The following is a 26,473-nucleotide window of genomic DNA, read 5'->3' as shown; positions in this document are numbered from 1 at the left end:
TGCGGTTCATGTGCCCGGACACTGCACCCCAAGTACCCTTTTCCTGTGGACGCGCGCATGAATAACGTAAACGGCATCCTTTTGCTGATCGGCTCGATGGCGGCCTTTTCGCTTGAGGATATGTTCATCAAGTTCCTGTCGGGCGCTGTGCCGACCGGTCAGATCATGGTGTGTCTGGGTGTGTTCTGCGGGCTTGTCTTTGCGGTGATGTCGGTGGTCACCCGCAAACGCATCTTCGATCCCGTGGCGTGGAAACTGCTGCCGATGCTACGCGCAGGGACAGAAGGATTCGGTGCCGTGACCTTTGTCACCGCGCTGTCGCTGATCGATCTGTCCACTGTCGCCGCCGTGTTTCAAGCCATGCCGCTTGCCGTGACCATGGGCGCGGCCCTGTTTCTGGGAGAGCAGGTCGGCTGGCGCCGCTGGAGCGCCATTGGTGTCGGCTTTGTCGGTGTTCTGATGATCATTCGCCCCGGATTGGAAGGGTTTCAGCCAGATTCACTGTTTGTCGTTCTGACCGTGTTTGCGATTGCGGCGCGTGATCTGATAACCCGCAAGCTGGATGTTCGGGTGGCTTCATCCGTTGTGGCGATGCAGGCGTATATCGCAGTGGCGCTGGCCGGGTTGCTGTTGATGGTTATTTCAGGAACACCCTTCGTGCCGGTACAAAGCGACCAGGCAGGTCCGTACCTGGGGGCGATCGGTTTTGGTGTTCTAGGGTATTACGGCATCGTCACGGCCATGCGGGTTGGCGAGGCTTCGGCCATGATGCCATTCCGTTACACGCGTCTGGTGTTTTCGATCCTTGCCGGAATGCTGATGTTCGGGGAACGCCCTGACGCGCTGACAATGGCAGGGGCGAGCCTCATCATCGGATCTGGCCTGTACACCTTTATCCGCGAGCGACGTTTGGCGCGCAATCTGGTCCCGGCGTGAACCTGTTGGCGCAAACAGCAAACTGTTAGCCCTAAAGGTCGGTAAATATGCGTGTTAGCGATAACGGAACCGGTTTACTTTTGGCCGGTTGCTGTTATGACGCGTGCAACCGACTGCAGCCATAGGGACAGACCTCATGAGCACCATTATTGACATCCACGCGCGCGAAATTCTGGACAGCCGGGGCAACCCGACAGTCGAGGTCGACGTGATTCTGGAGGACGGCACCATGGGCCGCGCCGCCGTACCGTCCGGTGCGTCCACCGGCGCACATGAAGCCGTTGAAAAACGCGACGGCGACAAATCCCGCTATATGGGCAAAGGGGTTCTGGAAGCCGTGGCCGCCGTGAATGGTGAGATCGCCGAGGAATTGGTGGGCTTTGACGCGACAGAACAAGTGGCCATCGATCAGGCGATGATTGAACTGGACGGAACCAATAACAAAGGCCGTCTGGGTGCCAACGCCATTCTGGGCGTCTCGTTGGCCACAGCAAAGGCAGCAGCCGATTTCACCACGCAGCCCCTTTATCGCTACGTCGGCGGCACCTCGGCCCGCGTACTGCCGGTGCCGATGATGAATATCATCAATGGCGGCGAACACGCCGACAACCCGATCGACATTCAGGAATTCATGATCATGCCAACCTCGGCCGCGAATATCCGCGAGGCCGTGCGAATGGGGTCCGAAGTGTTCCATACGCTGAAGAAAGAACTGTCTTCCGCGGGGCTGGCCACGGGCGTGGGCGATGAGGGCGGATTTGCCCCCAACATCGCCAGCACCCGCGAGGCGCTGGACTTCATCCTGAAATCCATCGAAAAGGCGGGCTACAAACCCGGCGAAGAAATCCACCTGGCCTTGGATTGCGCGGCGACCGAGTATTACAAGGATGGTAAATACGTTCTGGCGGGCGAGGGGATCACCCTGACATCCGAAGAAAACGCAGCCTATCTGGCGGCGCTGGTCAATGACTATCCGATCATCTCGATCGAAGACGGCATGTCCGAGGATGACTGGGACGGCTGGAAAGCCTTGACCGACGCCATCGGCGACAAGGTGCAGCTGGTGGGCGACGACCTGTTTGTGACCAATCCAGCGCGCTTGGCCGAAGGCATCAAGCGCGGCTGCGCGAACTCGATGCTGGTCAAGGTGAACCAGATCGGATCGCTGACTGAAACCCTGCGCGCCGTCGATATGGCGCACCGTGCGCGTTACACAAACGTGATGTCGCACCGTTCGGGCGAGACCGAGGATGCCACCATTGCTGATCTGGCGGTGGCGACCAATTGCGGTCAGATCAAAACTGGCTCGCTGGCGCGGTCGGACCGGTTGGCCAAATACAACCAGTTGATCCGCATCGAGGAATCACTGGGCGAGGTTGCGGAATACGCGGGCGCGTCGATCCTTCGCAAATAACGCGCGTGGTGCTAGGCTGGCCCCTGGGTTTAATCCGGGGGTCGCATTGTGCTGAACATCATCGAACCGGAAACGCCGGACCAGTTTGAAGCGGTTCGGCGTTTGTGTTGGGATTACAGGGATTTCCTGCTGGCACTGGATGAAAGAACCGCCCAAATCGTTCAGGCCTTCTACCCAAGCGAAAAATACACCCGTGTAATGGACAACATCGACGCGGAACACACGCCGCCGAACGGTGGGATCAAACTGGCATTACTGCATGGGGAACCGGTCGGCTGCGGCATGTTTCACACGTACGAGCCTGGTGTGGCTGAAATCAAACGCGTATTTGTAACTGACGCAGCAAGGGGGACCGGCGCAGGCTGTGCCATCATGCTTTCGCTGATCGAAATGTGTCGAGATCTTGGGTTCGACTATATTCGAATGGACACCGGCAAACCCCTGGAAGCGGCGACTCGGTTATACCTGTCTTTGGGCTTTCACCTGCGCGACGCCTATTACCAAACTCCTGAAATCGCACGTGACCACCTGCTTTTTTTCGAGATGCCGCTATTTGAGAATGACACGCGCGGGCCTGAGAAAAGTTAGAGTTTTCAGGGATATATCCGTCTGTTTTGGAGGTTTTTGACAATAAAAATGTGGCTTATCTATTCTTATGTGTGAACTTGTTACTTATCACGTCCACACCGAATGCCGTAGTTTGTCTTCATTGCAGAAAGGAGACTACGATGTCTGTATCCAAATTCCTTCTGATAATCGCCACAACGTCCATCACAGTATTGTCCGCCTGCGCGGGTCCGGGAACGTATCCGATAACCGGAGAACAGGTTTCGTCGAATGACCCGGTTCAGGACATGAATCCGGCAAATATCTTCCGCGGCGAGTCGCGCTAAAGTACCTTGCTCATCAGCATATACCTGTCACGTTGTCTGAACCCGGTGCGCAGATAGAGCTTTTGGGCAGATTCATTGTTTCGGTCGACTTCCAGATGAAGAGCCATCAGGCCTGCCCCGGCAAGAGCTTTGGGCAGGTCCAAAAGAACCTCGGTGGCAATGCCGCGGCCCCGAACGGCGGGGCGTATATAGATCTCGTCCACGAAACCGTCCATGCCGCCGAACTCGACTGACCAGCCAAAGGTCAGGATGATATATCCCAAAGGCGCGCGCCCGGGTCCGATCAGATAGACACAGCCATGAGGGATGCCATCCAGCATGGGGGCGAGGGCATTGCGTGTCTTGTCGGCGTCCTGTGTCAGCCCGGCCTCTGTATGAAAGGCGGTGACCAGCGTCATAAGGCGATCCAGATCTTCGGGGCGCGCAAGGCGGAGGGCGGCGCTCATAATCTGGCCAGCCTTTCTGTCAGCAAGGTGAAAAAGCCGTCAGCGTCGATTTCCCCCATGAACAACGCATTTGGTGCGCGGTTGGTGACACCCCACCAATCCGCAACGGTCATGCCCAGGGTCAGGTCGGACCCTGTTTCAATCTCGACATTCACGTGGCGACCCGAAAACAGCTCGGGGCGGATCAGATAGGCGGTGACGCAAGGGTCGTGCAGGGGGGCGCCTGCGCTGCCGTATTTCTCTTTGTCGAAGCGTTCAAAGAAATCCGTCATCTCGGCCACGGCATGTCCAACCTTGCTGTCCAATGCGCGGAACGCGTCGTTTCGTGATTTGGTCACCAGCGCTTTGTGTGTGACATCCAATGGCATGACAACGATTGGCCTTCCGGATTTAAAAACGATATCAGCAGCTTCTGGGTCGACATAGATGTTGAATTCAGCGGTGGGGGTGATGTTACCGACTTCGAAATATGCCCCGCCCATCAAGACGATTTCCTGCACGCGGTCGATAATATCGGGGGCTTTGCGAAATGCAGTCGCGATGTTTGTCAGCGGCCCCAGTGGACACAGGGTCACCGTCCCAGATTCTTCAGCGCGCAGGGTGTCGATGATGAAGTCCACAGCGTGACCTTCGGCCAAGGGCATCTGCGGATCCGGCAGGACCGGGCCATCCAGCCCGGTTTTCCCGTGCACGTGTTCCGCGGTGACAAGTGGGCGGTTCAGCGGTTTGTCGCAGCCCGCATAAACCGGCACATCCGTACGTCCGGCCAATTCACAAACGATTCGGGCGTTCTTGGCCGTGAGGGCGAGCGGGACGTTACCCGCGACGGCCGTGATACCCAGAACCTCGATCTCGTCCGGGCTGGCCAGCGCCAACAGTATGGCGACGGCGTCATCCTGACCGGGATCGGTGTCGATGATGATCTTGCGAGGGGGCATAGGCGTCTCCGGGGGGTCGTGAAGGTGGGACACTCGCAAGTGTCGGATCGCTTGTCTACCCGTTTCTGGTCGCCGCCAGTGCATCCACCGGCGGGAGTTTGCCGTTGGCGCGATGCTCTTCCGTTTTGACCTCGTCCCACAGCGCATCCATCTCGGCCAGATCGCTTTGCGTGGGGGTCTTGCCCCGTTCGGCCAGCCGGGCTTCGACCTTTTCAAAGCGACGGGTGAACTTGGCATTGGTGCGACGCAGGGCGGCTTCGGGTTCGATGCCAAGATGACGGCCCAGATTGACCATCACGAACAGCAGATCGCCGAACTCGTCTTCCAGCGCGTCGGCATCCATTTTGTCGCGCGCCTCTTCCAGTTCGGCCGCTTCTTCGGTGATCTTGGCCAGAACATGGCTGGCGTCAGGCCAGTCGAACCCCACCCGAGCGGCACGTTTTTGCAGCTTATGCGCGCGCAACAGGGCGGGCAGGTTTGCAGCCACACCGTCCAGTGCACCTTTTTGTTCTTTGCCCGCCCGCTCGGCGGCTTTGATGGCTTCCCAATCTTTGGTTTGCTGGTCGGCCGACTTGTCGCGGGATTCATCGCCAAACACATGCGGATGGCGGCTGACCATCTTGTCGGACATGGTGCGCACCACGTCCTGAAAGGTGAAATGTCCTGCTTCTTCTGCCATTTGGGCGTGAAACACGGATTGGAACAGCAAATCCCCCAGCTCTCCCTTAAGCTCGTCATAGGCTTCGCGTTCGATGGCGTCAGCGACCTCATAGGCCTCTTCGATCGTATAGGGGGCGATGGTCGCGAAATCCTGTTCGATGTCCCACGGGCAGCCAGATTGCGGATCGCGTAGGCGGCGCATGATTTCCAGCAGCCGTTCGATACCTGCATTGCTGTCATGGATCAGAGGATTTTCAGCCATTGCGAACCCTTTCATTCCGGTGTCAGATGCATCCATTCCGCAGTCCCGATCAGGAGTCCACCCCAGATGCCCGTCGTCAACCGAATTGCCGATTTCTCTGCCGACATGACCAGATGGCGCCAGTATCTGCATACCATCCCCGAGTTGGAATTCGAATGCCATGAAACGGCAGCCTTTGTGGCCGAACGTCTGCGTGAGTTCGGGGTTGATGAGTTGCATGAGGGGATCGCGAAAACCGGGATGGTCGCGATCATCAACGGGCAGGGCGACGGGCCGACGATTGGCTTGCGCGCTGATATGGATGCGTTGCCAATTACCGAGGAAACGGGCGTTGACTATGCCTCTCAGAACCCCGGAAAGATGCATGCCTGCGGCCATGACGGGCATACTACCATGCTACTGGGCGCGGCACGTTATTTGGCCGAGACGCGAAATTTCAGCGGTCGTGTGGCGCTGATCTTTCAACCCGCCGAGGAAGATGGCGGCGGTGCTGGTGTGATGGTCGAAGAAGGCATCATGGACAGGTTCGACATCTCGCAGGTCTATGCGCTGCACAACGCGCCGGGATTTGCCGAAGGGACATTCTATACAACGCCGGGGCCGATCATGGCGGCTGTCGATACTTTCGAAGTGCATATTCAGGGTGTTGGCGGTCACGGTGCGATGCCGCATGAAACCCGTGATCCGGTTATGGCGGCCTGTGGGATTGCGCAGGCCATTCAGACCATTGTCAGCCGCAACCATTATGCGCTGGATGATCTTGTCGTCTCGGTCACGCAGATCCACACCGGCACGGTCAACAACGTGATCCCGGATACGGCCTATATCAACGGTACCGTTCGAACATTCGACCCGAACGTCCAGCAGATGGTGATGCGGCGCATGGCCGAGATTGTCGAGGGGCAAGCCAAATCCTATGGGGTCGAGGCGCGATTGGAATACAATGTAGATTACCCTGCCACCATCAATGATGCCGAAAAGGCGGGATTTGCGACCGAGGTGGCGCGTGAAATATCCGGAGACGACCGCGTCACCGGCAATACCGGGCGCGAGATGGGGGCCGAGGATTTCTCGTACATGCTGCAAAAGCGCCCCGGTGCTTATTTGTTCCTTGGGCAGGGCGAAGGCGCAGGGCTGCATCATCCGAAATACAACTTTAACGACGAAATCGCGCCGGTGGGCGCGTCGTTTTTCGCGCGGATCGTGGAAAAAGCGCAGCCGTTGAGCTGATAAAGGTTCGGGAAAGGGACTACAGAAGACATGGCACTGGAAGACGCAAGAAACCAGGTGGATGAGGCATTCACCAATCCGGACCTCAAAGGGTTGTCTTATGAAAATACGTTCGGCGGGGCGACGTCTTTTCTGCGGCGGCTTTACACCAAGAACCTGAAGGGTGTGGACATCGCCGTTACTGGCGTGCCGTTTGATCAGGCAGTTACGAACCGGCCCGGCACGCGCCTTGGCCCGCGGGCGATCCGTGAGGCCAGCGCGCTTCAGTCGCCCGATGCGCCTTATGGCTGGCCCTTTGATGCGCTGAGTGAACTGGCGATCGTGGATTATGGCGATATGGCTTATGATTACGCCAATATCCCGGCCTTTCCTGACACGCTGACCGACCACATCCGAACCATTCTGGCTGCTGATGTGGCGTCGGTCGCGTTGGGTGGCGATCACTATATCAGCTTTCCGATCCTCAAGGCCTATGCCGAGAAATTCGGGCCAATGTCCCTGCTGCAATTCGATGCGCATACCGACACATGGGCCGACGACGACATGTCCCGCGTGGATCACGGGACAATGTTCTACAAGGCGGTAAAGTCGGGCATTGTCGATCCGAAACGCTCGGTCCAGGTGGGTATTCGCACGACGAATGAGGATACGCTGGGCGTGAACATCATCGATGCGCGCGAGGTTTATGAATCGGGACCAGCTGCTGTGGCAGAGAAGATCAAGAACATTCTTGGTGACAGCCCCGTTTACCTCAGCTTTGACATCGACGGTCTTGACCCGGCTTTTGCCCCTGGTACGGGCACGCCAGTCTGGGGTGGATTAAGCTCGATTCAGGCGCAAATCATCCTGCGCGACATTGCCGGGATCAATATCAAGGGCGGGGACGTTGTCGAAGTATCGCCGCCCTTTGACACCTCAGGTGCGACAGCGATTGCTGGGGCCCATGTGGCGACGCAGATCATTTGCCTGTTGGGGTGGAACAAGCTGGATAAAGCAGATGGGTAAACCCGCAAGGGTTCACGTTAACCAACAGTTAGCCATGCTTAAGGTATGTGCTGGATCAAGTGACGAACAGGGACGGGACCATTACGCACATGACCGAATTCAACCAACCACTTAGCGGGAATGATCTGGCCCGGTTTTCCGGGCCGAACACATTCATGCGCCTGCCGCAGGCCTCCTCGCTTGAGGGGTTGGATGTGGCGGTGCTGGGGGTGCCGATGGATATCGGCACGTCGTGGCGGTCGGGCACGCGCTTTGGCCCCAAGCAGATCCGCGGCGAAAGCGCGATGATCCGGCCCTATAACATGGCCACCAGAGCGGCCCCGTTCGACAGCTTGCAGATAGCCGATATTGGGGATCTGGCGATCAACACCTTCTCGCTTGCAGACAGCCTCAGGATCATCAAGGAAAGCTATGACGCCATTTTGGCGAAAGGCGTGATCCCTGTGGCGATGGGGGGCGATCATTCGATCACCCTGCCGATCCTGCGAGCCATCAAGGCAATACACGGGCCCGTGGCGCTGGTGCATGTGGACGCTCATGCCGATGTGAATGACGAGATGTTCGGTGAACGCGAAACCCACGGCACCGTTTTCCGTCGTGCATATGAAGAGGGGCTGATTGTTCCCGACAAGACGTTCCAGATCGGCATTCGCGGCTCGGGTTATGCAGCCTCGGATTTTACCGAGGCTAAGGACTGGGGCTTCCGCCAGTTCCCCGCATGGGAGCTGTGGCAGCAGAACCTGACCCAGATCGGATCGCAGGTTCGCAAGATCATTGGGGACCACCCGGTTTACATCTCGTATGACATCGACAGCCTTGATCCCGCATACGCTCCGGGCACCGGCACGCCGGAAATCGCAGGGCTGACGACACCGCAAGCGCTGCAACTGATCCATGCCCTGCATGGGGTAAACGTAGTGGGATGCGATCTGGTCGAAGTTTCACCCCCTTATGATCCATCGGGCAACACTGCACTGACAGCAGCCAACCTGATCTATGAGATGTTGTGCATCCTGCCGGGTGTGACGTCGCGGTAAGACGCGGTGGAATGTCTTGCCGCCGGTTTTGCTCCGCTTAGGGTTCACAAAAGGGATGGAGCGGGATGAAAAAGATGGCTTTGTGGGCAGTGGTTGCGCTTGTGGTTGGGGCGGGCGCCTATGTCCGGCTGGCACCGTCAGACCCTGCGCGGTGGCACGTCGCTTTGGTTTCGCCCGAAAGCCAGAACTTGCCGGGTGGTGCGTTGCGCGTTGTTGAAACCGGTCCCGACGGGTTGCAGCGTCTTGACAAGGTTGCCCAAGCCACGCCGCGCACCACGGTTTTGGCGGGTTCGGTCAGTGAGGGCATGATCACCTATGTTACCCGCACGAAATGGATCGGCTTTCCCGACTACACCACGGTACAGCAGGACGGCGACACGCTGCGCATCCATGGCCGCCTGCGGTTTGGCCGCAAGGATTTCGGGGTAAACAGGGCGCGGGTCGATGGGTGGTTGGCGCAATTCTAGTCGTTGCGCAAACGGTCAGGACGCATCGTCCAAATCTATGGGGTCGAAAGGCTCACTCTGTAATTTGGACGACAAACACCCTTCCTGAACCTCGCGCCACATAGGAACGTTCAGGGACATCTGGCATTGTGCGGTGAACATGCGTCCGTCGACCTGAAGGCAGATCATCTCACCCAGTTCGATGCGAGACCCGGATGTGTCGGTGCAATAGCAATCCCGCGTCTTGCCGTCAGGGCCGATGTAATCGGCGAGGGCAGGCGTGGTTGTCAGCAGCAGAGCAAGTAAAACCCGTTTCATGGCCGCGAGCTTAGCATGACGTTGCCCTTGACCAAAGCCCCCGGATGAGAGACACCGCCGGGATGATCCCCGAAGAACGTCTTGAACAGATCACCCAGCGTTTTCAGTACCTCGAAGCTGCCATGGCCGATGGCGCGTCGGGTGGTGATATTGCGGCGCTGGCCAAAGAATATTCCGACCTCAAGCCTGTGGTCGATCAGATCATGGCCTGGCGACAGCTGGTGGGGGATCTGGCCGAAGCGCAGGCGATGCTGACTGACCCGGACATGAAAGAGCTTGCCGAGGAGGAAATCCCCGAGTTGCAGGCCCGCATCCCCAAGGCGGAAAACGCGCTCCAACTGGCACTGTTGCCAAAGGATGCGGCAGATGCCCGTCCGGCGATGCTGGAAATTCGCCCTGGCACCGGCGGGGACGAGGCCGCTTTGTTCGCAAGCGATCTGTTGCGCATGTATCAGCGTTACGCCGAGGCGCGTGGCTGGAAATTCGAGATTATCGAAGAGCAGGCCTCGGATCTGGGCGGCATCAAGGAAGTAGTAGCCCATATCAAAGGCGACAACGTCTTTGCGCGACTGAAGTACGAATCCGGCGTCCATCGGGTGCAACGCGTGCCCGAAACCGAAAGCGGCGGGCGCATTCACACCTCGGCGGCGACTGTGGCGGTTCTGCCCGAGGCCGAGGATGTAGACATCCAGATCGACGCCAATGATATCCGAATCGATACGATGCGAAGCTCGGGCGCGGGCGGACAGCACGTGAACACGACTGACTCGGCTGTGCGGATCACGCATCTTCCGACGGGATTGGTGGTGACAAGTTCCGAGAAGTCCCAGCATCGCAACCGCGAGATCGCCATGCAGGTTCTGAAGACGCGCTTGTACGATCTGGAGCGGCAGCGGATTGACAGTGAACGCTCGGCAGATCGTGCCAGTCAGGTTGGCTCGGGGGATCGCTCGGAACGCATTCGTACTTATAACTTCCCGCAAGGGCGCATGACCGACCACCGGATCAACCTGACGCTCTATAAGTTGGATCAGGTGATGCAGGGCGATCTGGACGAGGTAATTGATGCGCTGACGGCGGATGATCAGGCCCGGCTGCTGGCTGAGATGGCACAATGACAGGTCTGCAAACAGCGGCACAGGCGATGGTGGCGGCGACAGCGCGCCTGCGTGCGGCCGGTGTGGACGATCCGGCGCGCGACGCGCGTTTGTTGCTGGCCCACGCTGCACGGATTGAAGCCAGCCGGGTGACGCTGATTGCCCCAGAAGAATTACAGCCTGAAATTGCCGAGCGTTATGATCAGCTGATCTCCTTGCGTGCCATTCGGGTTCCGGTGTCGCATCTGTTGGGTGAGCGGGAGTTTTACGGCCGCAGGTTCCGCGTCAGCCGGGATGTCCTTGATCCGCGCGCAGAAACTGAAACCCTGATCGAAGCGGCGTTGAGCGAACCATTTGATCATGTCCTCGACCTAGGGCTGGGCTCGGGGTGTATCCTGATAACCCTTCTGGCCGAACGCAGCAGTGCCACGGGCGTGGGTGTTGATCTGAGCGAAGCCGCCTGCCTGCAAGCCAGTGCCAATGCGGTTCAGCATCAGGTAGAGACGCGGATTGAGATCCTTCGATCAAACTGGTTCGAAAACATTGAAGACAAATTCGACCTGATTGTTTCCAACCCTCCGTATATCTCAGTGTGTGAGATGGAAGAACTGTCGCCCGAAGTGCGTGAGCACGAGCCGCGCATGGCCCTGACGGATGAGGGGGACGGGTTGGGCGCGTATCGTCGGATCGCGGCGGCGACCCCGGATTTTCTGTTGGCGGGCGGGCGAATTCTTGTCGAAATCGGTCCGACGCAGGCGGCAAAAGTGTCAGCCTTGTTCGATGCCGCTGGGTTGGTGGACGTCCGGGTAATCCCCGATCTTGACGGTCGCGATCGTGTCGTCGGCGCAAGAATGCCGGGATGAGCGGCGGGTTTGCGGCAAAAAACGCCGACCTGTAGAAAAAAGCTGGTGAAAATCCGAGATTCCTCTTGTCTGCGCCGTCAGGACATGCTTACTCAGGATTAGTCGGCGAGGTTGACGCTGTTGCAGCGCACCCCTGACGCCAAGCCCAAAAAGTCGACTTCCCGTCACGGCAAACGCCTTAGAGCAGTGCAAAACACGGGTTGAGCGACAGCGCATTGATAAGGCTGACGTAAAGTAAGATGAGATCTTCCAAACCCCGTTCGCGGGCCAAGAATAACCGCAATCGTCCTTCTGGCGGCAACGTCGTAAACCGGGTTTTTGACAGCTCGGGTCCCGAAGGCAAGGTCCGTGGCACGCCGCAGCAGATTATTGATAAATACAACCAGTTGGCACGTGACGCTCAGCTGTCGAATGACCGCGTGGCGGCAGAAAACTTCCAGCAACACGCGGAACACTACCTGCGGATGCTGAGCGAAGCGCAGCGCGAGATTGACGCGCGCCGTGAAGAGCAGGAGCGCCAGAACCGCGAACGCCAGGCCGAGCGCGACCGTGAACGTGCCGAACGTCAGGAACGCGAAGCGACCCGCCAGGCTGATCCGGCCGAAGCACCGCAGCCTGATGTGATGGACCTGTCTCAGCAAGTTTCAGAGCCCGATAGCGGTCTGGTGGAGACCCCGGAAAACAAAGAAACCCCGGCGGCTGAAACACCGGAAGAGGCGCCGCGCAAGGAAAAACCCGCGCGCAAGCCACGCGCCCGGAAGCCCAAAGCTGCACCCGAGGCAAAAGAGGATGCTCCTGCCGACACGGGGGACGCACCGGAGGCGGCAGAATAAAGCCGATGTCCAAAGAACCAAGCCCCGAGGTTTAACTCGGGGCTTTTTCGTTTGATCAGGTTTTCTTAACTTCGCGCGCCAAAGCGCAGAACGCTTCCAGCGGGACTTGCTCGGCACGGTCCGTGGGCTTGATACCTGCAGCCAGAAGGCGGTCTTCGATATCCGGGGCAACGCCTTTGAGTGAGGCGCGCAGCATCTTGCGGCGTTGGTTGAAGGCGGCAGCCACGACGCGCGACAGGGTGGCGGCATCGGCGGAATAGCGTGGCTCGGGCAAGGCGGTCAGGTGGACCACGGCGCTTGAAACCTTGGGCGGCGGAGTGAAGGCCCCGGGGGGAAGCAACATGGCGATACGTGCCTCTGCCCGCCATTGGGCAAGGATGGCAAGGCGTCCATAGGCTTTGCTGCCGGGTTGGGCAACAATACGCTCGGCCACTTCGCGTTGGAACATCAGCGTCAGGCTCTGCCAGAATGGGGGCCATTCGGGCGGTGTCAGCCAACGCACCAGCAGCTCGGTGCCGACATTGTAGGGCAGGTTGGCGGCGACGCGGATTGGCGGTGTCAGATATTCAAGCGGGTTGATCTCCAGTGCGTCGCCGTTGATCACCTCAAGCCGACCCGGATACGCGGCGGCGATGTCGTTCAGGGCGGCAATGCACCGTATATCTTTTTCGACGGCCACGACCTTGCGCGCGCCTTCGGACAGCAGGCCTCGTGTCAACCCACCGGGACCGGGGCCGATTTCAAGCACATCGCATTCTGACAAATCGCCGGCTTGTCGGGCGATCTTGGCAGTCAGGTTCAGATCCAACAGGAAATTCTGCCCCAGCGATTTGCGCGCCGAAAGCTGGTGGGTTGCGATGACCTCGCGCAGAGGGGGAAGCGTGTCTATAGCGCTCATGATCGGAATACCTTGGCGCCTGTGAAAGGGGCTGTGCCCGAGATTTTTGTGCCTCCGGCGGGGATATTTTCAGCCAGGTGAAGGATCAAGAGCTTTTTACCATGCGTTGGGCAAGTTTCAGGGCTTCGATAAGGCTGGAGGGGTTGGCGATGCCTTTCCCCGCGATGTCCAGTGCTGTTCCGTGGTCGGGTGAGGTACGGATGAACGGCAGGCCAAGGGTGACATTCACGCCCCGGTCGAAATCCAGCGTCTTGATCGGGATCAGGGCCTGATCGTGATACATGGCGATGGCGGCGTCATAGCGGGCGCGGGCGGCTGCGTGAAACAGCGTATCCGCAGGGTGGGGGCCTGTAATCGTCGCGTCCTCGGGGTTCAGATCAGCCAGCATCGGAGCAATCCAGTCGAGCTCCTCTGTGCCCATCTTGCCGCCTTCACCTGCATGCGGGTTCAGGCCTGCAACTGCGATCCGGGGATGCGCGATACCGAACTGATCACGCAAACCGCGTGCAGTGATTTCAATCGTTTCGCGCAGAAGATCAGGGGTAAGTGCCGCGGGAACTTGTGACAATGGAATGTGAATCGTCGCGGGAACGACGCGCAACTGCTCGCTGGCCAGCATCATGACTACCCGGCGGGTTCCGGAAAGGGCTGCCAGAAACTCGGTATGGCCAGGAAAGGTGAACCCTGCGCCGTCAATCAGGGCTTTCTTGTTGATCGGTGCGGTGCAAAGCGCTGCGGCCTCACCGGTCTGTACCAGTTCGGTACCGGTTTCGATGGCATCAACCACCGATGGCGCGTTGGCCGGATTCGGCTGGCCGAATACGTTCGCGGCGGGAAAATCCATCTGAAGAACGGGCAGGGCCCGGCCACAGGCTTCAGCAACCTGACTTGGGTGTTCGATTTTAGCAACGGGTGTGCCTGCTGGCAGGTGGCTGGCGTCCCCGATATAGAAGAACGGGCAGGCATCGCGCAGTTCAGCCCACGCCTTGGCCGCGATTTCCGGGCCGATACCGGCCGGTTCGCCGCAGCTGAGCGCGACGGGCCGTATCATTCCTGAGTAATGACAGCGTCAGCCCGCAGCTGCTCCACCAGACTGGCCGCAAAGGCCTGAAGACGTTGCTGCGCCAGCGCGTTGGCGACATCGCCCCGAGAGGTGTCTTCGCCCAGATCCCGCGTGCGGTTGCACAGCATCAGAAACACAAGCGTCTGACCATTGTTGCGGGTCAGAGTCGCCGACGCTTCGTTCCGGTCCAGCTTGGCCAGTTCCACGGCAATATCACCGGGCACCTCGGAAGGTGCGGCTTCGACCCGGTCCAGAACTTCGGCGGGCTGATCCTTGGCAATGCCATAGAGATCATCACAAGTGTCGATTTCTTCTTTCAACTTCGCGGCCCGCGAAAGGGTTTCGGCGCTGCGCCCGCCAGGCAGGTAATAGGCGGCATAATCCAACTTTGAAATGCGCGGAGCGCCGGTTGCGACTTCGCGCAAGCCCCGCATCTGAAACAGGGCAACCGCGTTCGGCAGGGTGATCGGGTCGGTGATCTCACCGGTCTGAAGCCCCAGGATGACAGGTTGAAGCGCCGGGGGCAGGTTCGAGATGTTCAGCCACTCCAGACGTCCACCCTGACCCCGTGTTGCGGCTGCGGAATACTGAGCGGCGGCAGCAGAAAACGCGTCCTGCCCTTCAAGGCGCGAGATTTCTTCGGCCAACAGCTCAGTCTGGGCAACCGTTTGCGGGTTTACCGGGATAATGATTTCGGACAGCAGGACCTGCAATCCGCCACCGCCCGTCTGGCCCAGCGCGCGATCAATCTCATCCTCGGTCGGGCGCGCCTGCGACAGATAGCGCGAGCTGATGTAGTCGCGCCATGCCAGTTGATCCGCGACATAATCCCGGACCGTTTCAGGGTCGACGCCCGCGTCGCCGAGAAGTTTCAGGAATTGTTCGGATGACAATTGTCCGCGCGAGGCGAATTCGTCGATGCCCAGCTGAACGGCCTCGGGCGTCGCTTGTACGCCGGCGCTGCGCATGACCTGCCTGCGCAGTTTTTCATCAATCAGGGCATCCCTGACGTCAGCTTCGTTACCACCGGGCAAACCCAGAACATTCAGGAATTGCAGGCGCTGTTCAAGCTCGTACCAGGTGACAATATCCTGATTGACGCGGATCGCGGGTGAGAACAGGCTTTGCGCGCTTCCCTGAAGAGGCGCGATTGCAAAAACTGCGGCAACCAGTGCCGGTGTGACCGGTTTAAGCCAACCGGAACGGAGAAACCTGGAGAAACCTGATATCAACTGCATGTTCTCTTGTATGTCTTGCCACCGCCTTCAAGGGCGTACCCTGTCAGAGAAAGGGTAAAGCCGAATTCTGTCGAAGGCTCAATAGTGGATGTTGAAGTAAAGCGCCGACTTACGGACATGTTAACCCGAACGCATTCGTTCTGATAGGTCACACCCAGACCCAACCGGATCGGTTCCGACTCAGCCAGATCGTAGCGCGCCAGAGCATTGGTCAGCCAGTTCTGATCGACCTGGTAGCGTCCGAGAAGCAGAATTTCCGAGATTTCTTCGGTGATGTTTTCCGCCGGGTCCGGTTCCTGCCAGATATAGCTGCCGGAAAGGCCGGCATTTTCGGATGCCCATGCGCCGCGCAGTTCGGCTTTGACAAAGCTGAAATCCCCGTCGATCAGACCGCGTCCGGCAAGTGACCAGCCATTGGCCGTGCTGATCTGCCCGGCCACCAGCAAATCCGACGATGTGCCCTGCAATCCCGATGTCAGCGTGAAGTTTGGATCGGCGTCGGCCCGAAACACTTGGCCCACAGTCGCTTGGGCCTGCCAGCCACCCGCGCCATACCGGGCCCAGTTCAGGCCAACCACACCAGTGGCACTGTTCTCGCGCTGATCTTCAGCAGGGAACCGCGAGAGGGACAGAAGGTTACCCTGATCGAATTCCTGAAAAGTGCTTTCATCATTCGGAACATCGGTGTCCGATACATGTGTCCATCCGAACTGCGCAATCGGTTCGAGGAACTGAACAGCCCCCGATTCCTCGCGCCGGGTCATTGGATAACGGAGAGTCAAAGCCGCGCGCGGCGTAGATCGGGTCACGTTGTCGGGGTAGTTGCTGTCGTGACGAATGTTGAAAGTGTCAACCGACGCCCCAAGCGTGGTATCGACCCGCAACCCCGATGAGAAAGTCCAGCTGCGTAGCCATTCGGCATCGAAGGTGGCCCGTGCCATGTCGCGACCAACAACATCTGTATCGCTGGTGCGTTCGTGCGCATGACCGATGAATGCCAGCCGAACCTCGCCCCCTAGCGTGCTGGGAAAATAGCGTTTTTCATAGTTGAGGTCGAAGACGCGGGACGGGATTTCGTCCTGATTTTCGCTGTCCCGAAGTGTTTTGTAGTAGATCAGGCCGGTTTTGAACGCACTATCGCGCTTGATCCGCTCCAGTGCGATTTCGCTGCGCAAGCGGTCCAGATCCGGCAAGCCGTAATCGGCCAGATAGGCATCGTCGGATGTAGTTTCCAGATTGAAGGTCAGACGGAAATCGTTCTTCAGATTGAACCAGCCGGTGGCAAACAGGTAGCCGCGATCCTGATCGGGTTGCACATCATCCCGTGTATAAGCGCCTTCCACCTGAATGCGTCCGTTCACAAAGGCCTGACGATAGCGGTATCCCAGAGTTGTCGTCTTGGCTGAGATGTAAGGCGTAAGTGTCAGGTCCTTGTGATCGCCAAGTTTGAAGAAATACGGAACCTGAACGCCAGTGCCCAATTGCGAGGTGCTGCGGATCGAAGGAACCAGAAAGCCGGTTGCCCTCTCTAGCGTTGGGTCGGGCAAGCGCAGATAGGGAAAGTAGAATACCGGATAATCCAGGACCCGAAGCTGCGCGCCTTCGAAATATAGTTGCCGTTCCAGTTGATCATGCGTGACTTTGCGCGCCCTGATCTGCCACAGAGGCGGCCTGCCGTCGGTGCAGACATGACAGGATGTGGCTGAAACCTTGCTGAATTGTGTATAACGTCCTGCGGCCCGTTTCGCCTGAACCGAGGCGATCTGTACCTGCTGTTCAAACACCATGCGTGCACCGATCAGCAGTCCGTTCTGAATTCCGCTGTCCAGTTGCCCTGAATCCGCCAACAGCGTGGTTTGACCACCCTGATCGATACGAATGGGGCCTTCCAGTGTCAGCTCGCCAGTCTCGCGGTCATACGTGATACGATGGGCGGACAACTTGGTGTCGCCCTGAAAGGCTTCGACATTGCCTTCAGCCACAAGTTTGCGCTCAGGCGTGATGAATACCTTGTCGGCCACCAGCAAGGCAGGCTCTTGTTGCGCTTGTGTGCCCTGTGGTTGTGGCCGGCCTTGGGATGTCTGTGCTGCAGTTCCCGCCGGTACGGACAAAGCCAGTGCACTGGTGAGCAATACAGGAACGATATGCCGCATCAGCCGTCCTCCGCATGCAGTAGCAGACCAAGAGACAGCAGAATTGCGGCAAAGGGCGGTGCCCAGGCAGCGATATAGATGGGCAATTGTCCGTTTTCCCCGAGGATTTGCGCGAAATTGCGCACGAAATAGATGGCAAATCCAAGCAGAACGGCTGTCAGGACGGCGATCCCTGTGCCGCCGAACCGAACGTGGCGCATGGTAAACGCGGCCCCGATCAGAACCATCGAGATCAGAAAGAAAGGCCGGGCCAGCTGTACCTGCAGCCAGACCTCATATTGTTTGGTCGAAAACCCCGCCTCGCGCAGGTCGCTGATCAACTGGGGCAGGTCATAAACTGAAACCGAATCCTGTTGCCCAAACGTATCCATGATCCGCTGTCGGGTCAGCGAGGTCGGCAGCTCCAGACGCTCGTGCACAACTGAATTGGATTCAGGGTTTTGCCCATCCTGCAAGGCCCAGGTTTTTGCCTGATACAGAACCCAGTTCCCGTCTTCCAACTCTGCCCGATCCGCAACAATTTGCTGGGTTGGTTTGCCATCCCGCCCAAAGGTGATGACGGTAACACCGTCCAGCCGCAGCTTGTCTTGGTTCGATGTTGCCCGGGCGTGGATAACGGCCTGCCCATTCTCGGCAGACTGGCGCAGCCACAGGCCCTCGCTGCTGATCGAAAGGGCCGAACTGCCGTTGTTTCGGTATGAATCCGACAAGCGGCGGAACTCTTCGGATGTGGCCGCCGCGATGGGATTCAACAGTGCAACGGCCAGAGCGCCGATGATCAGCGACAACAGGACAGGGGCGACCAAAGCGCGGATGCCCGAGCGGCCAGTTGCACGGGTCACCACAAGTTCGGACGTACGTGCCAGCCCAACGAACAGCGCGATGGTGGACAGGATGACCAGCAAAGGCAGCATTTCGCTGATGGCGGCCGGTGTATTCAGCAGTGTGAGGTGGAGCAGCTGGGCAAAAGACAGGTCGAAATCGTCAAAGCGGCGAATCTGTTCGATCAGATCGATGAGAATCATCAAGGTCAGGAAAATACCTCCGATGACCATGAAGCTTTGCAGAAACCGGCGGGCAAAATAACGGTCCAGGATCATAGGCGCGACCCCGCTGCGCCTGTAGTGCGGGGCGTCGGGCCGATATCGCGCCTGCGCAATGCTGTGCGCGACGGCGTATGCCTGCCCTCTCGTACCACGTCTTTCTCCCCCGAGCCTGCCGGTCATTTTTTCGGGACCTTAATGCAATTGAAAGGCGGGGAAAACTGCTATCTGGTCAATGCGTGCCCCGCGGGCTAGGTCTTGGGGAACAGAATTCGAGGAGTGTACAATGAGCAGTCTGATACCGATCCGTTTTCAGGAATTTGACCTGGAGGCTATGGCGCAGGCCGGAGGGCGCGTCGCCATCATCATTCCGGACGACGGTAAGATGGGCCCGGCAGCCCGCAGAGCCAACCGTCTGACGAAGGGCGGGTTGGCGCGGCTTGTTGAAAGCGAGAGTTTCAGAAAGTCGAAGACAGGGGACGTCATCTCGATGGCATGGCCCACAGGAATGGCGGCAGAGGCGCTGGATGTTCTGGTTCTGCCACGTCGCCCTGAGGTCGGCGAAGCCCGCAAGGCAGGTGCAGCCCTTGCCAAACTGGCGGGCGGAAAGGACATGCTGGTGATGGTTGGCAATCACGCGCGCGTCGAGGATCTGGCACTGGGGATTGTTCTGCGCAGCTATGAATTCGACGCGCATAAAACCAAGGAAAGCCAGAATGCTGGCACAGTGACAATCAGCCACTCAAAGCCTGCTGAGGCCGAGGCAGAATTCGCACCTCTCTATGCAATTGCTGACGGGGTTCGGATGACGCGCGATCTGACCAATGAACCGGCAAATGTTTTGACCACCACCGAATTCGCGGACCGCCTGGTTGAGATGCAGGGGCTGGGTCTTGAGGTCGAAGTGCTGGACGAAGACAAGCTGGCCGAGTTGGGGATGCGCACATTGCTAAGCGTCGGGCAGGGCTCGGACAGCCCTTCGAAAGTGGTGGTGATACAGTGGAATGGCGGTGCCAAGGACGACGCGCCTCTGGCTTTGGTCGGAAAAGGCGTAGTGTTCGACACGGGTGGTATCTCGCTCAAACCAGCTGCTGGCATGGAAGAGATGACCATGGACATGGGCGGAGCCGGAGTTGTTGCGGGCACCATGCGCGCGCTGGCCAAGCGCAAGGCAAAAGCCAATGTCGTGGGGCTGGTTGGTCTGGTCGAGAATATGCCATCAGGTAACGCCACCCGTCCGGGTGATGTGGTCAGGTCTATGAAAGGTGATACGGTCGAGATCATCAACACCGACGCCGAGGGCCGTCTGGTTCTGTGTGACGTGATGTGGTACGCGCAGGAACGGTTCAAGCCGGTCGGCATGATCGATCTGGCAACTTTGACCGGTGCGATCATTATCGGGTTGGGCCATGAGAATGCTGGTGTCTTTTCGAACAATGACACATTCTGCGATGCCTTCCTGAAATCTGCCAAGGCCGAGGATGAAGGCGCCTGGCGGATGCCATTGGGCGATGCCTATGACAAATTGCTGAAATCGCGCATTGCCGACATGAAAAACGTGGGCGGTCGTCCCGCGGGTTCAGTCACCGCCGCGCAATTCCTGCAGCGTTTCGTGAAAGAGGAAACGCCGTGGATTCACCTGGATATTGCGGGGGTCGCCTCGGTTGCCGACGAGACATCTTATGCGCCCAAAGGCGCCACCGGCTGGGGCGTACGCGCACTGAGCCGGTTTGTGCAGGACAATTTCGAGTAGGCATATGGGCGCTGTCTATTTCTACCACCTGACCCGCCAGCCGCTGGAGCACACCTTGCCTGCGCTGCTGGACAAGGCGCGGCAAGCCGGGTGGCGGATAGCCGTGCGGGGTACTGACCCTGCACGGATGGACTGGCTGGATGAAAAACTTTGGCTGGGACCCGAGGACGGGTTCCTGCCCCATGGTCGCGCAGGCGGTCCGCATGACGCGGACCAGCCGATCCTGCTGACCACCAGCGCCGTGGCGGGAAATGGCGCGACCTGCATCATGGCCGTGGATGGAGCGCCGGTCGAGGCGGAAGAAGTCGCCGCGCTGGAACGGGTTTGTATCCTGTTCGATGGCAATGACGACATGGCTGTACAACACGCGCGCGGGCAGTGGAAAGCGCTGACGGATGCCGGATGTTCCGCACAATACTGGTCGGAGGAGTCCGGGCGGTGGGAGAAAAAGGCCGAAGCCTGACCGGCCCGCAATTTTCAGGAGATACGACGATGCAGAAGAAGCCTTTGGGCCGTACCGGAATTATGGTGAGCGATCTGTGCCTTGGCACGATGACATTTGGCTCTCAAACATCTGAAACGGATGCGCACCGGCAGATGGATATGGCGCTGGACGCGGGGATCAACTTTGTCGACGCGGCCGAAATGTACCCGGTGAACCCTGTCGCGAAGGAAACGATCGGGCGCACCGAAGAGATTTTGGGAAACTGGAATGCCGCCAATCCTACCCGCCGGGGTGATTATGTTCTGGCGACCAAGCATTCCGGCGCGGGGCTGTCCTTTGTCCGTGATGGTGCGCCGATCACCGCCCGCACCATACCCGAAGCGATTGAGGGGTCTTTGCGACGATTGCAGACCGGGTACATCGACCTCTACCAGTTCCACTGGCCCAATCGGGGCAGCTATATGTTTCGGCAGAATTGGGATTATGCGCCGTCTGGCGAAAACACGGACGAAGTGCTGAGCAACATGCAGGAATGCCTTGAGGCATTGCAGGCTCAGGTGGACAAGGGCAATATCCGTGCCTTTGGCCTGTCGAATGAAAGCGCTTGGGGAACCGCGCAATGGCTGCGGCTGGCCGAACAGATGGGGGCGCCGCGCGTGGCATCGGTGCAGAACGAATATTCATTGCTGTGCCGCCATTTCGACACCGACCTGGGTGAGTTGAGTGTGCATGAAGATGTTGGGCTGATGGCGTTTTCCCCTTTGGCGGCAGGATTTTTGACCGGGAAGTATCAAAATGACTGCGTCCCCGACGGATCGCGTATGTCCTTTGTGCCCGAGATGGGAGGCCGGAAATCCGGTCGTGTTTTCGAGGCGGTTGCAGCTTATCTGGACATCGCCGCGCGGCATGGTCTGGATCCGGTGCATATGGCACTGGCGTGGTGCCGGACGCGCCCGTTCATGATGTCGGCAATCTTCGGGGCCACGACCGTTGCACAGCTGGATCATATTCTGGCGGGCGTGGATCTTGAATTACCCAAGGATGTGTTGGCCGAGATCAGCAGGGCGCATCGGGCGCACCCGATGCCGTTTTAGGGGCTCTGCCCCCGTCGCCTTTGGCGACGCCCCCGGGATATTTTGGGCCAGATGAAGGTGGATCCGGTCAGTGATGGGTGGGATGCGCGCGTTCGTGTCTCAGGTCGCGGGCCGATTGACCGTGGGCGGTGCGGAAAGCGCGGGCAAAGCTGGATTGTGAGGCAAAGCCGGTGGCGAGCGCCACATCCATCAATGGCATATCAGTGTCGGTGACCAGACGACGGGCCTCGGCCAGGCGCAGTTGCAGATAGTGGTCCTGCGGCGTCGTGTTCAGGCGCAGGCGGAACTGTTGTTGCAGCGTCCGCGGGCTGGTGCCTAGGCGATCTGCGATATAGGCCAGCGGCAGGGGATCATCCAGTGACGCCTGCATCATTGAGTTGGCCTTTGCGGTCAGTGCTGTGTGGCGATGGGGTACGCCTGTGCGGCTTTGCGGTTTTCCAGGGTCCGGAGCGCCATCGTAAAGGAACAGGCCCGCAACACGCGCGGCGAAACTCGCGCCGTGACGGGCGGCGATGATGTGCAGCATCATCTCGACAGCCGGAATTGCGCCACCCGAAGTCAGGCGGTTGCCCGAAACGGTGAAGCGGTCGGTGCGCACATCAACTTCGGGAAACCGGGTGGCGAAATTTTCGAGGTCTTCCCAATGGGTTGTTGCCAGGTGGCCGTCCAGTAGCCCGGCCTCGGCCAGAAGCCAGGGACCGCCATCAATGCCTGCCATCGTTGCGCCGGTGCCGGCGATGCGGCGCAGACCAGCCAGAAGGCTGGGGGTGGCGTGGCGGGCCAGTTGGAACCCGGCGACCACGATCATCAGGTCGCAGGATTGCAGCCGGGCCAGTGGAATACCGGGCACTTGCAACGCACTTGTCAGCATTGCGGGTTCTGGCGTCGCGGTCACATAGTCCCAGTCAAAGGCCGGGCGGTCTGCCAGACGGTTCGCGGCCCGCATCGGGTCCACCGCAGAGGCAAAGCTGAGCGTGTTGCATTCGTCCAGCACAAGCACCGCGGTTTTCAGGGCGCGGTGTTCCGGTTGCAGTATGTTTTTTGCGGATTTCATCAAGTTTGATTCGCATATTGCCAAGTGGTTTTCCCAAAGCTGCGCCAGAGTCGGGTCAGAACGCAAATCGGAATCCGGGGAAAAGCCTGGGGAAAACCCAAGGCAGAACCGGGTATAACTTGGGGAAAACACCATGCCTCTGGAAATGAACCGCGAAGTCTTTATTACCTGCGCCGTAACCGGCTCGGGCGGGACGCAGGACCGCAGCCCGCATGTGCCGCGGTCGCCGCGGCAGATCGCCGACAGCGCAATCGCTGCCGCCAAGGCCGGGGCGGCAGTGGTACACTGCCACGTGCGCGACCCCGAGACCGGTGCGCCAAGCCGCAGGCTGGATTTGTACCGTGAGGTGACAGACCGCATCCGTGACGCTGATGTGGACGCTGTTTTGAATCTGACCGCAGGGATGGGTGGCGATATCGTATTCGGCGGTGTTGAAAACCCGTTTCCTGTGGCCGAGGGCACCGACATGGTTGGCGCTTCGGAACGCGTGGCGCATATTGCCGAATGCTTGCCCGAAATATGCACCTTGGACTGCGGCACAATGAACTTTGCCGAGGCCGATTATGTTATGACGAATACGCCCGGTGCATTGCGCGCCATGGGCAAGATGATGACTGATCTGGGTGTGAAGCCCGAAATCGAAGCCTTTGACACCGGCCACCTGTGGTTTGCAAAGCAACTGGTGAAGGAAGGGATTCTGGCACCAAACGCTTTGGTCCAGCTGTGCATGGGGGTACCGTGGGGCGCGCCGGATGATCTGAATACCTTTATGGCGATGGTGAACAACGTGCCGGATGACTGGACCTTCAGCGCGTTTTCACTGGGACGGAACGAGATGCCGTTTGTCGCGGCTTCGGTTCTGGCGGGCGGCAATGTGCGCGTGGGGCTTGAGGACAACCTTTGGCTGGATAAGGGCGTAATGGCCGAGAACTGGCAGCTGGTGGAACGTGCGGGATCCATCATCGAGAATATGGGCGCGCGCGTGATCGGCCCTGACGAAGTCCGTGCGAAGCTGGGGCTGACCAAGCAGGCACCTGTTGCAAAATAATGGACACGCGGGTTTTGGGGGCCAGCCCCCAAGCCCCCGGAGTATTTCTAAAAAGATGAAACATGCGCAGCCAGTAGGTGGGAAATCATGAAAACGGCAGCAATTATTGGGGGCGGAGTTATCGGTGGTGGATGGGCCGCGCGGTTCCTGCTCAATGGCTGGGATGTGCGGGTGTTTGATCCCGACCCCGAGGCGGAACGCAAGATTGGAGAGGTGCTGGACAACGCAAGACGGTCCTTGCCGGGGCTGAGTGACGTTCCGTTGCCAGCCGAGGGCTTGCTGAGCTTTCACAGCGACATGGCCGAAGCGGTTAAGGGTGCGCGTTGGATACAGGAGAGCGTGCCGGAGCGTCTGGATTTGAAACTGAAGGTTTACAAAGGCTTGCAGGAGGCTTGCGATCCGGGCGCGATCATCGGATCCTCGACCAGCGGGTTCAAGCCGTCCGAACTTCAGGACGGAGCGCTGCGCCCCGAGCAGATCTTGGTGACGCACCCCTTCAACCCGGTTTACCTGTTGCCTTTGATCGAGCTTGTACCAACGGACAAGAACCCGCCCGAGATGATCGAACAGGCGCAGGACCTGTTGAAATCGCTCGGGTTTTTCCCGCTGCACGTCAAGAAAGAGATCGATGCGCATATTGCCGACCGGTTCCTGGAAGCTGTCTGGCGCGAGGCGCTGTGGCTGGTCAAGGATGGCATTGCGACGACCGAAGAGATTGACGAGGCCATCCGTATGGGGTTCGGCATCCGCTGGGCACAGATGGGTCTGTTCGAAACCTACCGCGTGGCCGGTGGCGAGGCGGGGATGCGGCATTTCATGGCGCAGTTCGGGCCTGCCTTGAAATGGCCGTGGACCAAGCTGATGGATGTTCCCGAGTTCACTGACGAACTGGTCGATTTGATCGCCAATCAATCTGACGCACAATCCGGGATGCATTCGATCCGAGAGCTGGAGCGTATTCGCGACAACAACCTTGTTGGCATGATGCGGGCCCTCAAGGCGCAGAATTACGGCGCGGGTGCGGTGCTGAACCAACATGACGCACGGTTGAAACCCGGTGCGCTGCCGACGCTGGATCAAGCGGATCTGAGCCAGCCCATCCTGACCCTGTCGCGGGCCGTTCCGCTGGATTGGACGGATTACAACGGCCACATGAACGAAGCGAAATATCTGGAGGCCTTTGCCGCCGCCACCGATCGGTTCATGGAAATCATCGGATGCGATGCGGATTACATCGCCTCGGGCGGCAGCTATTTCACAGCGGAGAACCACATTCGCTATGTGGATGAAGCTCATGCCGGTGCAAAAATCGACGTGTGCACGCAGATGCTGTTGGGGCAAGGCAAGAAACTGCATGTGTTCCACAGCATGTACGAGGGCGACAAGCTGCTGGCCACGGGCGAAAGTTTTCTGCTGCATGTCAGTCTGGAAACCCGTCGCCCCAGCCCGCCATCTGCTGAAATCGAGGCAGCTATGGCGCGGGTTGCAGAGGCTCAGGCCGGATTGCCTTATCCCGAGGGCGCAGGCGCAGCGATCAGGAAGCCTTCATGACGCGCCGGGTTCTGGTGACGGCTGGCGCGTCAGGCGTCGGCCGGGCCATGGCCGAGGCGTTTGACGCGGTTGGCTATGACGTCCGGGTTACTGATATCGATCAGGCGGCGTTGGATATTTTGCCCGAACATTGGACCAGGCACCGAGCCGATGTTGCGGACGAAGCAGACATGCGCACGGTATTTGACGCCGTCCGTTCGACGGGCGGGTTGGATGTGCTCTGCGCCAATGCCGGTATTGCCGGCCCGACAAATGCCATTGAGGATATTGATCTGGACGCGTGGCGTGCTTGTGTCGCGGTCAATCTGGACGGTGCTTTTCTGGCGGCAAAATATGCAGCGCCGCTGATGAAAACGGCGCGGGCGGGCAGCATCATTCTGACCTCGTCGACAGCCGGGCAGTATGGCTACCCGTTCCGGGCGCCCTATGCGTCGGCAAAATGGGCGGTCATCGGGTTGATGAAAACACTGGCGATGGAGCTGGGGCCCTATGGCATCCGTGCCAATGCCATTTGTCCAGGCGCAGTTGAAGGCCCTCGGATGGAGGGCGTCCTGACCCGCGAGGCCGCAGCCAAGGGCATGACCCGTGATGAGGTCTATCGGGGCTATGCCTCGGGCACCTCAATGGGGCGCTTCGTCGAAGCGCAGGATGTCGCCAATATGGCAGTCTTCCTTGCCTCAGATGCGGCACGTCTGGTTTCAGGTCAGGTGATTGCGGTGGATGGCCACACGGTCAACCCGGACCCGAAATTGTAA

At 59.0% G+C, this 26,473-nt stretch carries 27 protein-coding genes; 17 read left to right on the top strand and 10 right to left on the bottom strand.

What is annotated here, in order from left to right:
- Positions 1-57 precede the first annotated feature (57 nt).
- The 4 genes from ACR3E2_RS06150 (at position 58) to ACR3E2_RS06135 (ending at position 3,243) form a co-directional block, all read left to right on the top strand.
- On the top strand, positions 58-936 hold the full coding sequence (locus tag ACR3E2_RS06150; RefSeq protein WP_480480558.1) for a DMT family transporter: 879 nt from the start codon (positions 58-60) through the stop codon (positions 934-936).
- Positions 937-1,072: 136 nt separating this feature from the next.
- On the top strand, positions 1,073-2,350 hold the full coding sequence (gene eno / locus ACR3E2_RS06145; RefSeq protein ID WP_480480560.1) for a phosphopyruvate hydratase: 1,278 nt from the start codon (positions 1,073-1,075) through the stop codon (positions 2,348-2,350).
- A gap of 48 nt (positions 2,351-2,398) precedes the next feature.
- On the top strand, positions 2,399-2,938 hold the full coding sequence (locus ACR3E2_RS06140) for a GNAT family N-acetyltransferase (RefSeq protein ID WP_480480562.1): 540 nt from the start codon (positions 2,399-2,401) through the stop codon (positions 2,936-2,938).
- 140 nt (positions 2,939-3,078) lie between these two features.
- On the top strand, positions 3,079-3,243 hold the full coding sequence (locus ACR3E2_RS06135) for a hypothetical protein (protein WP_480480564.1): 165 nt from the start codon (positions 3,079-3,081) through the stop codon (positions 3,241-3,243).
- On the opposite strand, the gene ACR3E2_RS06130 is transcribed toward ACR3E2_RS06135, so the two are convergent.
- The 3 genes from ACR3E2_RS06130 to mazG are packed head-to-tail and all read right to left on the bottom strand — an operon-like array spanning position 3,240 to position 5,549.
- A complete protein-coding gene (locus tag ACR3E2_RS06130) occupies positions 3,240-3,689 on the bottom strand; it encodes a GNAT family N-acetyltransferase (protein ID WP_480480566.1) in 450 nt (149 codons plus the stop codon). The genes ACR3E2_RS06135 and ACR3E2_RS06130 overlap by 4 nt on opposite strands.
- Positions 3,686-4,627, bottom strand: a complete 942-nt coding sequence (locus ACR3E2_RS06125; protein WP_480480568.1) for a nucleoside hydrolase — start codon at positions 4,625-4,627, stop codon at positions 3,686-3,688. The genes ACR3E2_RS06130 and ACR3E2_RS06125 overlap by 4 nt, the downstream gene beginning before the upstream one ends.
- Positions 4,628-4,682: 55 nt before the next feature.
- Entirely contained in the window at positions 4,683-5,549 is an 867-nt protein-coding gene (gene mazG, locus ACR3E2_RS06120) for a nucleoside triphosphate pyrophosphohydrolase (protein WP_480481651.1), read from the bottom strand.
- Positions 5,550-5,615: 66 nt separating this feature from the next.
- Between mazG and ACR3E2_RS06115 the strand changes: the two genes are divergently transcribed.
- The 4 genes from ACR3E2_RS06115 (at position 5,616) to ACR3E2_RS06100 (ending at position 9,288) form a co-directional block, all read left to right on the top strand.
- Positions 5,616-6,779, top strand: coding sequence for a M20 aminoacylase family protein (locus ACR3E2_RS06115; RefSeq protein WP_209503692.1), 1,164 nt, complete (start codon positions 5,616-5,618; stop codon positions 6,777-6,779).
- Positions 6,780-6,809: 30 nt separating this feature from the next.
- Positions 6,810-7,784, top strand: coding sequence for an agmatinase (speB, locus tag ACR3E2_RS06110; protein ID WP_480480570.1), 975 nt, complete (start codon positions 6,810-6,812; stop codon positions 7,782-7,784).
- A gap of 89 nt (positions 7,785-7,873) precedes the next feature.
- On the top strand, positions 7,874-8,821 hold the full coding sequence (gene speB / locus ACR3E2_RS06105; RefSeq protein ID WP_480480572.1) for an agmatinase: 948 nt from the start codon (positions 7,874-7,876) through the stop codon (positions 8,819-8,821).
- A 65-nt stretch (positions 8,822-8,886) separates the two neighbouring features.
- A complete protein-coding gene (locus tag ACR3E2_RS06100; protein ID WP_480480574.1) occupies positions 8,887-9,288 on the top strand; it encodes a DUF1499 domain-containing protein in 402 nt (133 codons plus the stop codon).
- A 15-nt stretch (positions 9,289-9,303) separates the two neighbouring features.
- Here the strand turns inward: ACR3E2_RS06100 and ACR3E2_RS06095 are convergent, their stop codons facing one another.
- Complete coding sequence (locus ACR3E2_RS06095; protein WP_480480576.1) at positions 9,304-9,585, bottom strand: hypothetical protein; 282 nt, start codon at positions 9,583-9,585, stop codon at positions 9,304-9,306.
- A gap of 62 nt (positions 9,586-9,647) precedes the next feature.
- On the opposite strand from ACR3E2_RS06095, the gene prfA reads away from it, so the two are divergent.
- The 3 genes from prfA to ACR3E2_RS06080 all read left to right on the top strand — a co-directional run bounded on the left by prfA (position 9,648) and on the right by ACR3E2_RS06080 (position 12,378).
- Positions 9,648-10,703: a peptide chain release factor 1 gene (gene prfA, locus ACR3E2_RS06090; protein ID WP_480481653.1), complete on the top strand. Its 1,056-nt coding sequence runs from the start codon at positions 9,648-9,650 to the stop codon at positions 10,701-10,703.
- Positions 10,700-11,545 (top strand): peptide chain release factor N(5)-glutamine methyltransferase, encoded by an 846-nt coding sequence (gene prmC, locus ACR3E2_RS06085; RefSeq protein ID WP_480480578.1) that lies wholly within the window; start codon positions 10,700-10,702, stop codon positions 11,543-11,545. The genes prfA and prmC overlap by 4 nt, the downstream gene beginning before the upstream one ends.
- A gap of 239 nt (positions 11,546-11,784) precedes the next feature.
- Positions 11,785-12,378, top strand: a complete 594-nt coding sequence (locus ACR3E2_RS06080; RefSeq protein WP_267364566.1) for a DUF4167 domain-containing protein — start codon at positions 11,785-11,787, stop codon at positions 12,376-12,378.
- A 55-nt stretch (positions 12,379-12,433) separates the two neighbouring features.
- On the opposite strand, the gene rsmA is transcribed toward ACR3E2_RS06080, so the two are convergent.
- From rsmA to lptG, 5 genes are all read right to left on the bottom strand, one after another.
- On the bottom strand, positions 12,434-13,276 hold the full coding sequence (rsmA, locus tag ACR3E2_RS06075) for a 16S rRNA (adenine(1518)-N(6)/adenine(1519)-N(6))-dimethyltransferase RsmA (protein WP_480480580.1): 843 nt from the start codon (positions 13,274-13,276) through the stop codon (positions 12,434-12,436).
- An 85-nt stretch (positions 13,277-13,361) separates the two neighbouring features.
- A complete protein-coding gene (pdxA, locus tag ACR3E2_RS06070; protein ID WP_480480582.1) occupies positions 13,362-14,327 on the bottom strand; it encodes a 4-hydroxythreonine-4-phosphate dehydrogenase PdxA in 966 nt (321 codons plus the stop codon).
- Positions 14,324-15,577 carry a peptidylprolyl isomerase gene (locus ACR3E2_RS06065; protein WP_480480584.1) on the bottom strand — a complete coding sequence of 418 codons (1,254 nt, stop codon included), beginning with the start codon at positions 15,575-15,577 and terminating at the stop codon, positions 14,324-14,326. The genes pdxA and ACR3E2_RS06065 overlap by 4 nt, the downstream gene beginning before the upstream one ends.
- Positions 15,568-17,730 carry an LPS-assembly protein LptD gene (locus ACR3E2_RS06060; RefSeq protein WP_480480586.1) on the bottom strand — a complete coding sequence of 721 codons (2,163 nt, stop codon included), beginning with the start codon at positions 17,728-17,730 and terminating at the stop codon, positions 15,568-15,570. The genes ACR3E2_RS06065 and ACR3E2_RS06060 overlap by 10 nt, the downstream gene beginning before the upstream one ends.
- Complete coding sequence (lptG, locus tag ACR3E2_RS06055; protein WP_480480588.1) at positions 17,730-18,830, bottom strand: LPS export ABC transporter permease LptG; 1,101 nt, start codon at positions 18,828-18,830, stop codon at positions 17,730-17,732. Before lptG ends, ACR3E2_RS06060 begins: the two co-directional genes overlap by 1 nt.
- Before the next feature lie 229 nt (positions 18,831-19,059).
- On the opposite strand from lptG, the gene ACR3E2_RS06050 reads away from it, so the two are divergent.
- Genes ACR3E2_RS06050 through ACR3E2_RS06040 form a run of 3 tightly spaced genes read left to right on the top strand, consistent with a single transcriptional unit; the run spans position 19,060 to position 22,065 of the window.
- Positions 19,060-20,526 (top strand): leucyl aminopeptidase, encoded by a 1,467-nt coding sequence (locus ACR3E2_RS06050; protein ID WP_480480590.1) that lies wholly within the window; start codon positions 19,060-19,062, stop codon positions 20,524-20,526.
- A gap of 4 nt (positions 20,527-20,530) precedes the next feature.
- On the top strand, positions 20,531-20,989 hold the full coding sequence (locus tag ACR3E2_RS06045; protein WP_480480592.1) for a DNA polymerase III subunit chi: 459 nt from the start codon (positions 20,531-20,533) through the stop codon (positions 20,987-20,989).
- A 29-nt stretch (positions 20,990-21,018) separates the two neighbouring features.
- The gene (locus tag ACR3E2_RS06040) at positions 21,019-22,065 is read left to right on the top strand and encodes an aldo/keto reductase (RefSeq protein WP_480480594.1); all 1,047 of its coding nucleotides are present in this window, start codon (positions 21,019-21,021) and stop codon (positions 22,063-22,065) included.
- A gap of 67 nt (positions 22,066-22,132) precedes the next feature.
- Here the strand turns inward: ACR3E2_RS06040 and ACR3E2_RS06035 are convergent, their stop codons facing one another.
- Positions 22,133-23,119 carry a GlxA family transcriptional regulator gene (locus ACR3E2_RS06035; protein ID WP_480480596.1) on the bottom strand — a complete coding sequence of 329 codons (987 nt, stop codon included), beginning with the start codon at positions 23,117-23,119 and terminating at the stop codon, positions 22,133-22,135.
- Between the two features lie 133 nt (positions 23,120-23,252).
- On the opposite strand from ACR3E2_RS06035, the gene bcoG reads away from it, so the two are divergent.
- The 3 genes from bcoG to ACR3E2_RS06020 all read left to right on the top strand — a co-directional run bounded on the left by bcoG (position 23,253) and on the right by ACR3E2_RS06020 (position 26,473).
- Positions 23,253-24,167, top strand: coding sequence for a 3-dehydrocarnitine:acetyl-CoA trimethylamine transferase BcoG (bcoG, locus tag ACR3E2_RS06030; RefSeq protein ID WP_480480598.1), 915 nt, complete (start codon positions 23,253-23,255; stop codon positions 24,165-24,167).
- Between the two features lie 84 nt (positions 24,168-24,251).
- Positions 24,252-25,718, top strand: coding sequence for a carnitine 3-dehydrogenase (locus ACR3E2_RS06025; RefSeq protein ID WP_480481655.1), 1,467 nt, complete (start codon positions 24,252-24,254; stop codon positions 25,716-25,718).
- Entirely contained in the window at positions 25,715-26,473 is a 759-nt protein-coding gene (locus ACR3E2_RS06020; protein ID WP_480480600.1) for an SDR family oxidoreductase, read from the top strand. Before ACR3E2_RS06025 ends, ACR3E2_RS06020 begins: the two co-directional genes overlap by 4 nt.

The organism is Ruegeria sp. AL7 (assembly GCF_056536105.1).
The sequence above is the reverse complement of the archived record's forward strand: the minus strand, read 5'-3'. Positions and strand labels throughout refer to the sequence as shown.

Bases quoted from the DNA above. Each gene is read 5' to 3' on its own strand.
- pdxA (WP_480480582.1), bottom strand. From the start codon at position 14,327: ATGATACGGCCCGTCGCGCTCAGCTGCGGCGAACCGGCCGGTATCGGC.
- ACR3E2_RS06115 (WP_209503692.1), top strand. From the start codon at position 5,616: ATGCCCGTCGTCAACCGAATTGCCGATTTCTCTGCCGACATGACCAGA.
- eno (WP_480480560.1), top strand. From the start codon at position 1,073: ATGAGCACCATTATTGACATCCACGCGCGCGAAATTCTGGACAGCCGG.
- ACR3E2_RS06060 (WP_480480586.1), bottom strand. From the start codon at position 17,730: ATGCGGCATATCGTTCCTGTATTGCTCACCAGTGCACTGGCTTTGTCC.
- ACR3E2_RS06100 (WP_480480574.1), top strand. From the start codon at position 8,887: ATGAAAAAGATGGCTTTGTGGGCAGTGGTTGCGCTTGTGGTTGGGGCG.
- prfA (WP_480481653.1), top strand. From the start codon at position 9,648: ATGATCCCCGAAGAACGTCTTGAACAGATCACCCAGCGTTTTCAGTAC.
- ACR3E2_RS06125 (WP_480480568.1), bottom strand. From the start codon at position 4,627: ATGCCCCCTCGCAAGATCATCATCGACACCGATCCCGGTCAGGATGAC.
- speB (WP_480480570.1), top strand. From the start codon at position 6,810: ATGGCACTGGAAGACGCAAGAAACCAGGTGGATGAGGCATTCACCAAT.
- ACR3E2_RS06135 (WP_480480564.1), top strand. From the start codon at position 3,079: ATGTCTGTATCCAAATTCCTTCTGATAATCGCCACAACGTCCATCACA.
- prmC (WP_480480578.1), top strand. From the start codon at position 10,700: ATGACAGGTCTGCAAACAGCGGCACAGGCGATGGTGGCGGCGACAGCG.
- ACR3E2_RS06130 (WP_480480566.1), bottom strand. From the start codon at position 3,689: ATGAGCGCCGCCCTCCGCCTTGCGCGCCCCGAAGATCTGGATCGCCTT.
- mazG (WP_480481651.1), bottom strand. From the start codon at position 5,549: ATGGCTGAAAATCCTCTGATCCATGACAGCAATGCAGGTATCGAACGG.
- ACR3E2_RS06080 (WP_267364566.1), top strand. From the start codon at position 11,785: ATGAGATCTTCCAAACCCCGTTCGCGGGCCAAGAATAACCGCAATCGT.
- rsmA (WP_480480580.1), bottom strand. From the start codon at position 13,276: ATGAGCGCTATAGACACGCTTCCCCCTCTGCGCGAGGTCATCGCAACC.
- ACR3E2_RS06035 (WP_480480596.1), bottom strand. From the start codon at position 23,119: ATGAAATCCGCAAAAAACATACTGCAACCGGAACACCGCGCCCTGAAA.
- ACR3E2_RS06020 (WP_480480600.1), top strand. From the start codon at position 25,715: ATGACGCGCCGGGTTCTGGTGACGGCTGGCGCGTCAGGCGTCGGCCGG.
- ACR3E2_RS06050 (WP_480480590.1), top strand. From the start codon at position 19,060: ATGAGCAGTCTGATACCGATCCGTTTTCAGGAATTTGACCTGGAGGCT.
- lptG (WP_480480588.1), bottom strand. From the start codon at position 18,830: ATGATCCTGGACCGTTATTTTGCCCGCCGGTTTCTGCAAAGCTTCATG.
- ACR3E2_RS06150 (WP_480480558.1), top strand. From the start codon at position 58: ATGAATAACGTAAACGGCATCCTTTTGCTGATCGGCTCGATGGCGGCC.
- ACR3E2_RS06040 (WP_480480594.1), top strand. From the start codon at position 21,019: ATGCAGAAGAAGCCTTTGGGCCGTACCGGAATTATGGTGAGCGATCTG.
- ACR3E2_RS06045 (WP_480480592.1), top strand. From the start codon at position 20,531: ATGGGCGCTGTCTATTTCTACCACCTGACCCGCCAGCCGCTGGAGCAC.
- speB (WP_480480572.1), top strand. From the start codon at position 7,874: ATGACCGAATTCAACCAACCACTTAGCGGGAATGATCTGGCCCGGTTT.
- ACR3E2_RS06065 (WP_480480584.1), bottom strand. From the start codon at position 15,577: ATGCAGTTGATATCAGGTTTCTCCAGGTTTCTCCGTTCCGGTTGGCTT.
- bcoG (WP_480480598.1), top strand. From the start codon at position 23,253: ATGCCTCTGGAAATGAACCGCGAAGTCTTTATTACCTGCGCCGTAACC.
- ACR3E2_RS06095 (WP_480480576.1), bottom strand. From the start codon at position 9,585: ATGAAACGGGTTTTACTTGCTCTGCTGCTGACAACCACGCCTGCCCTC.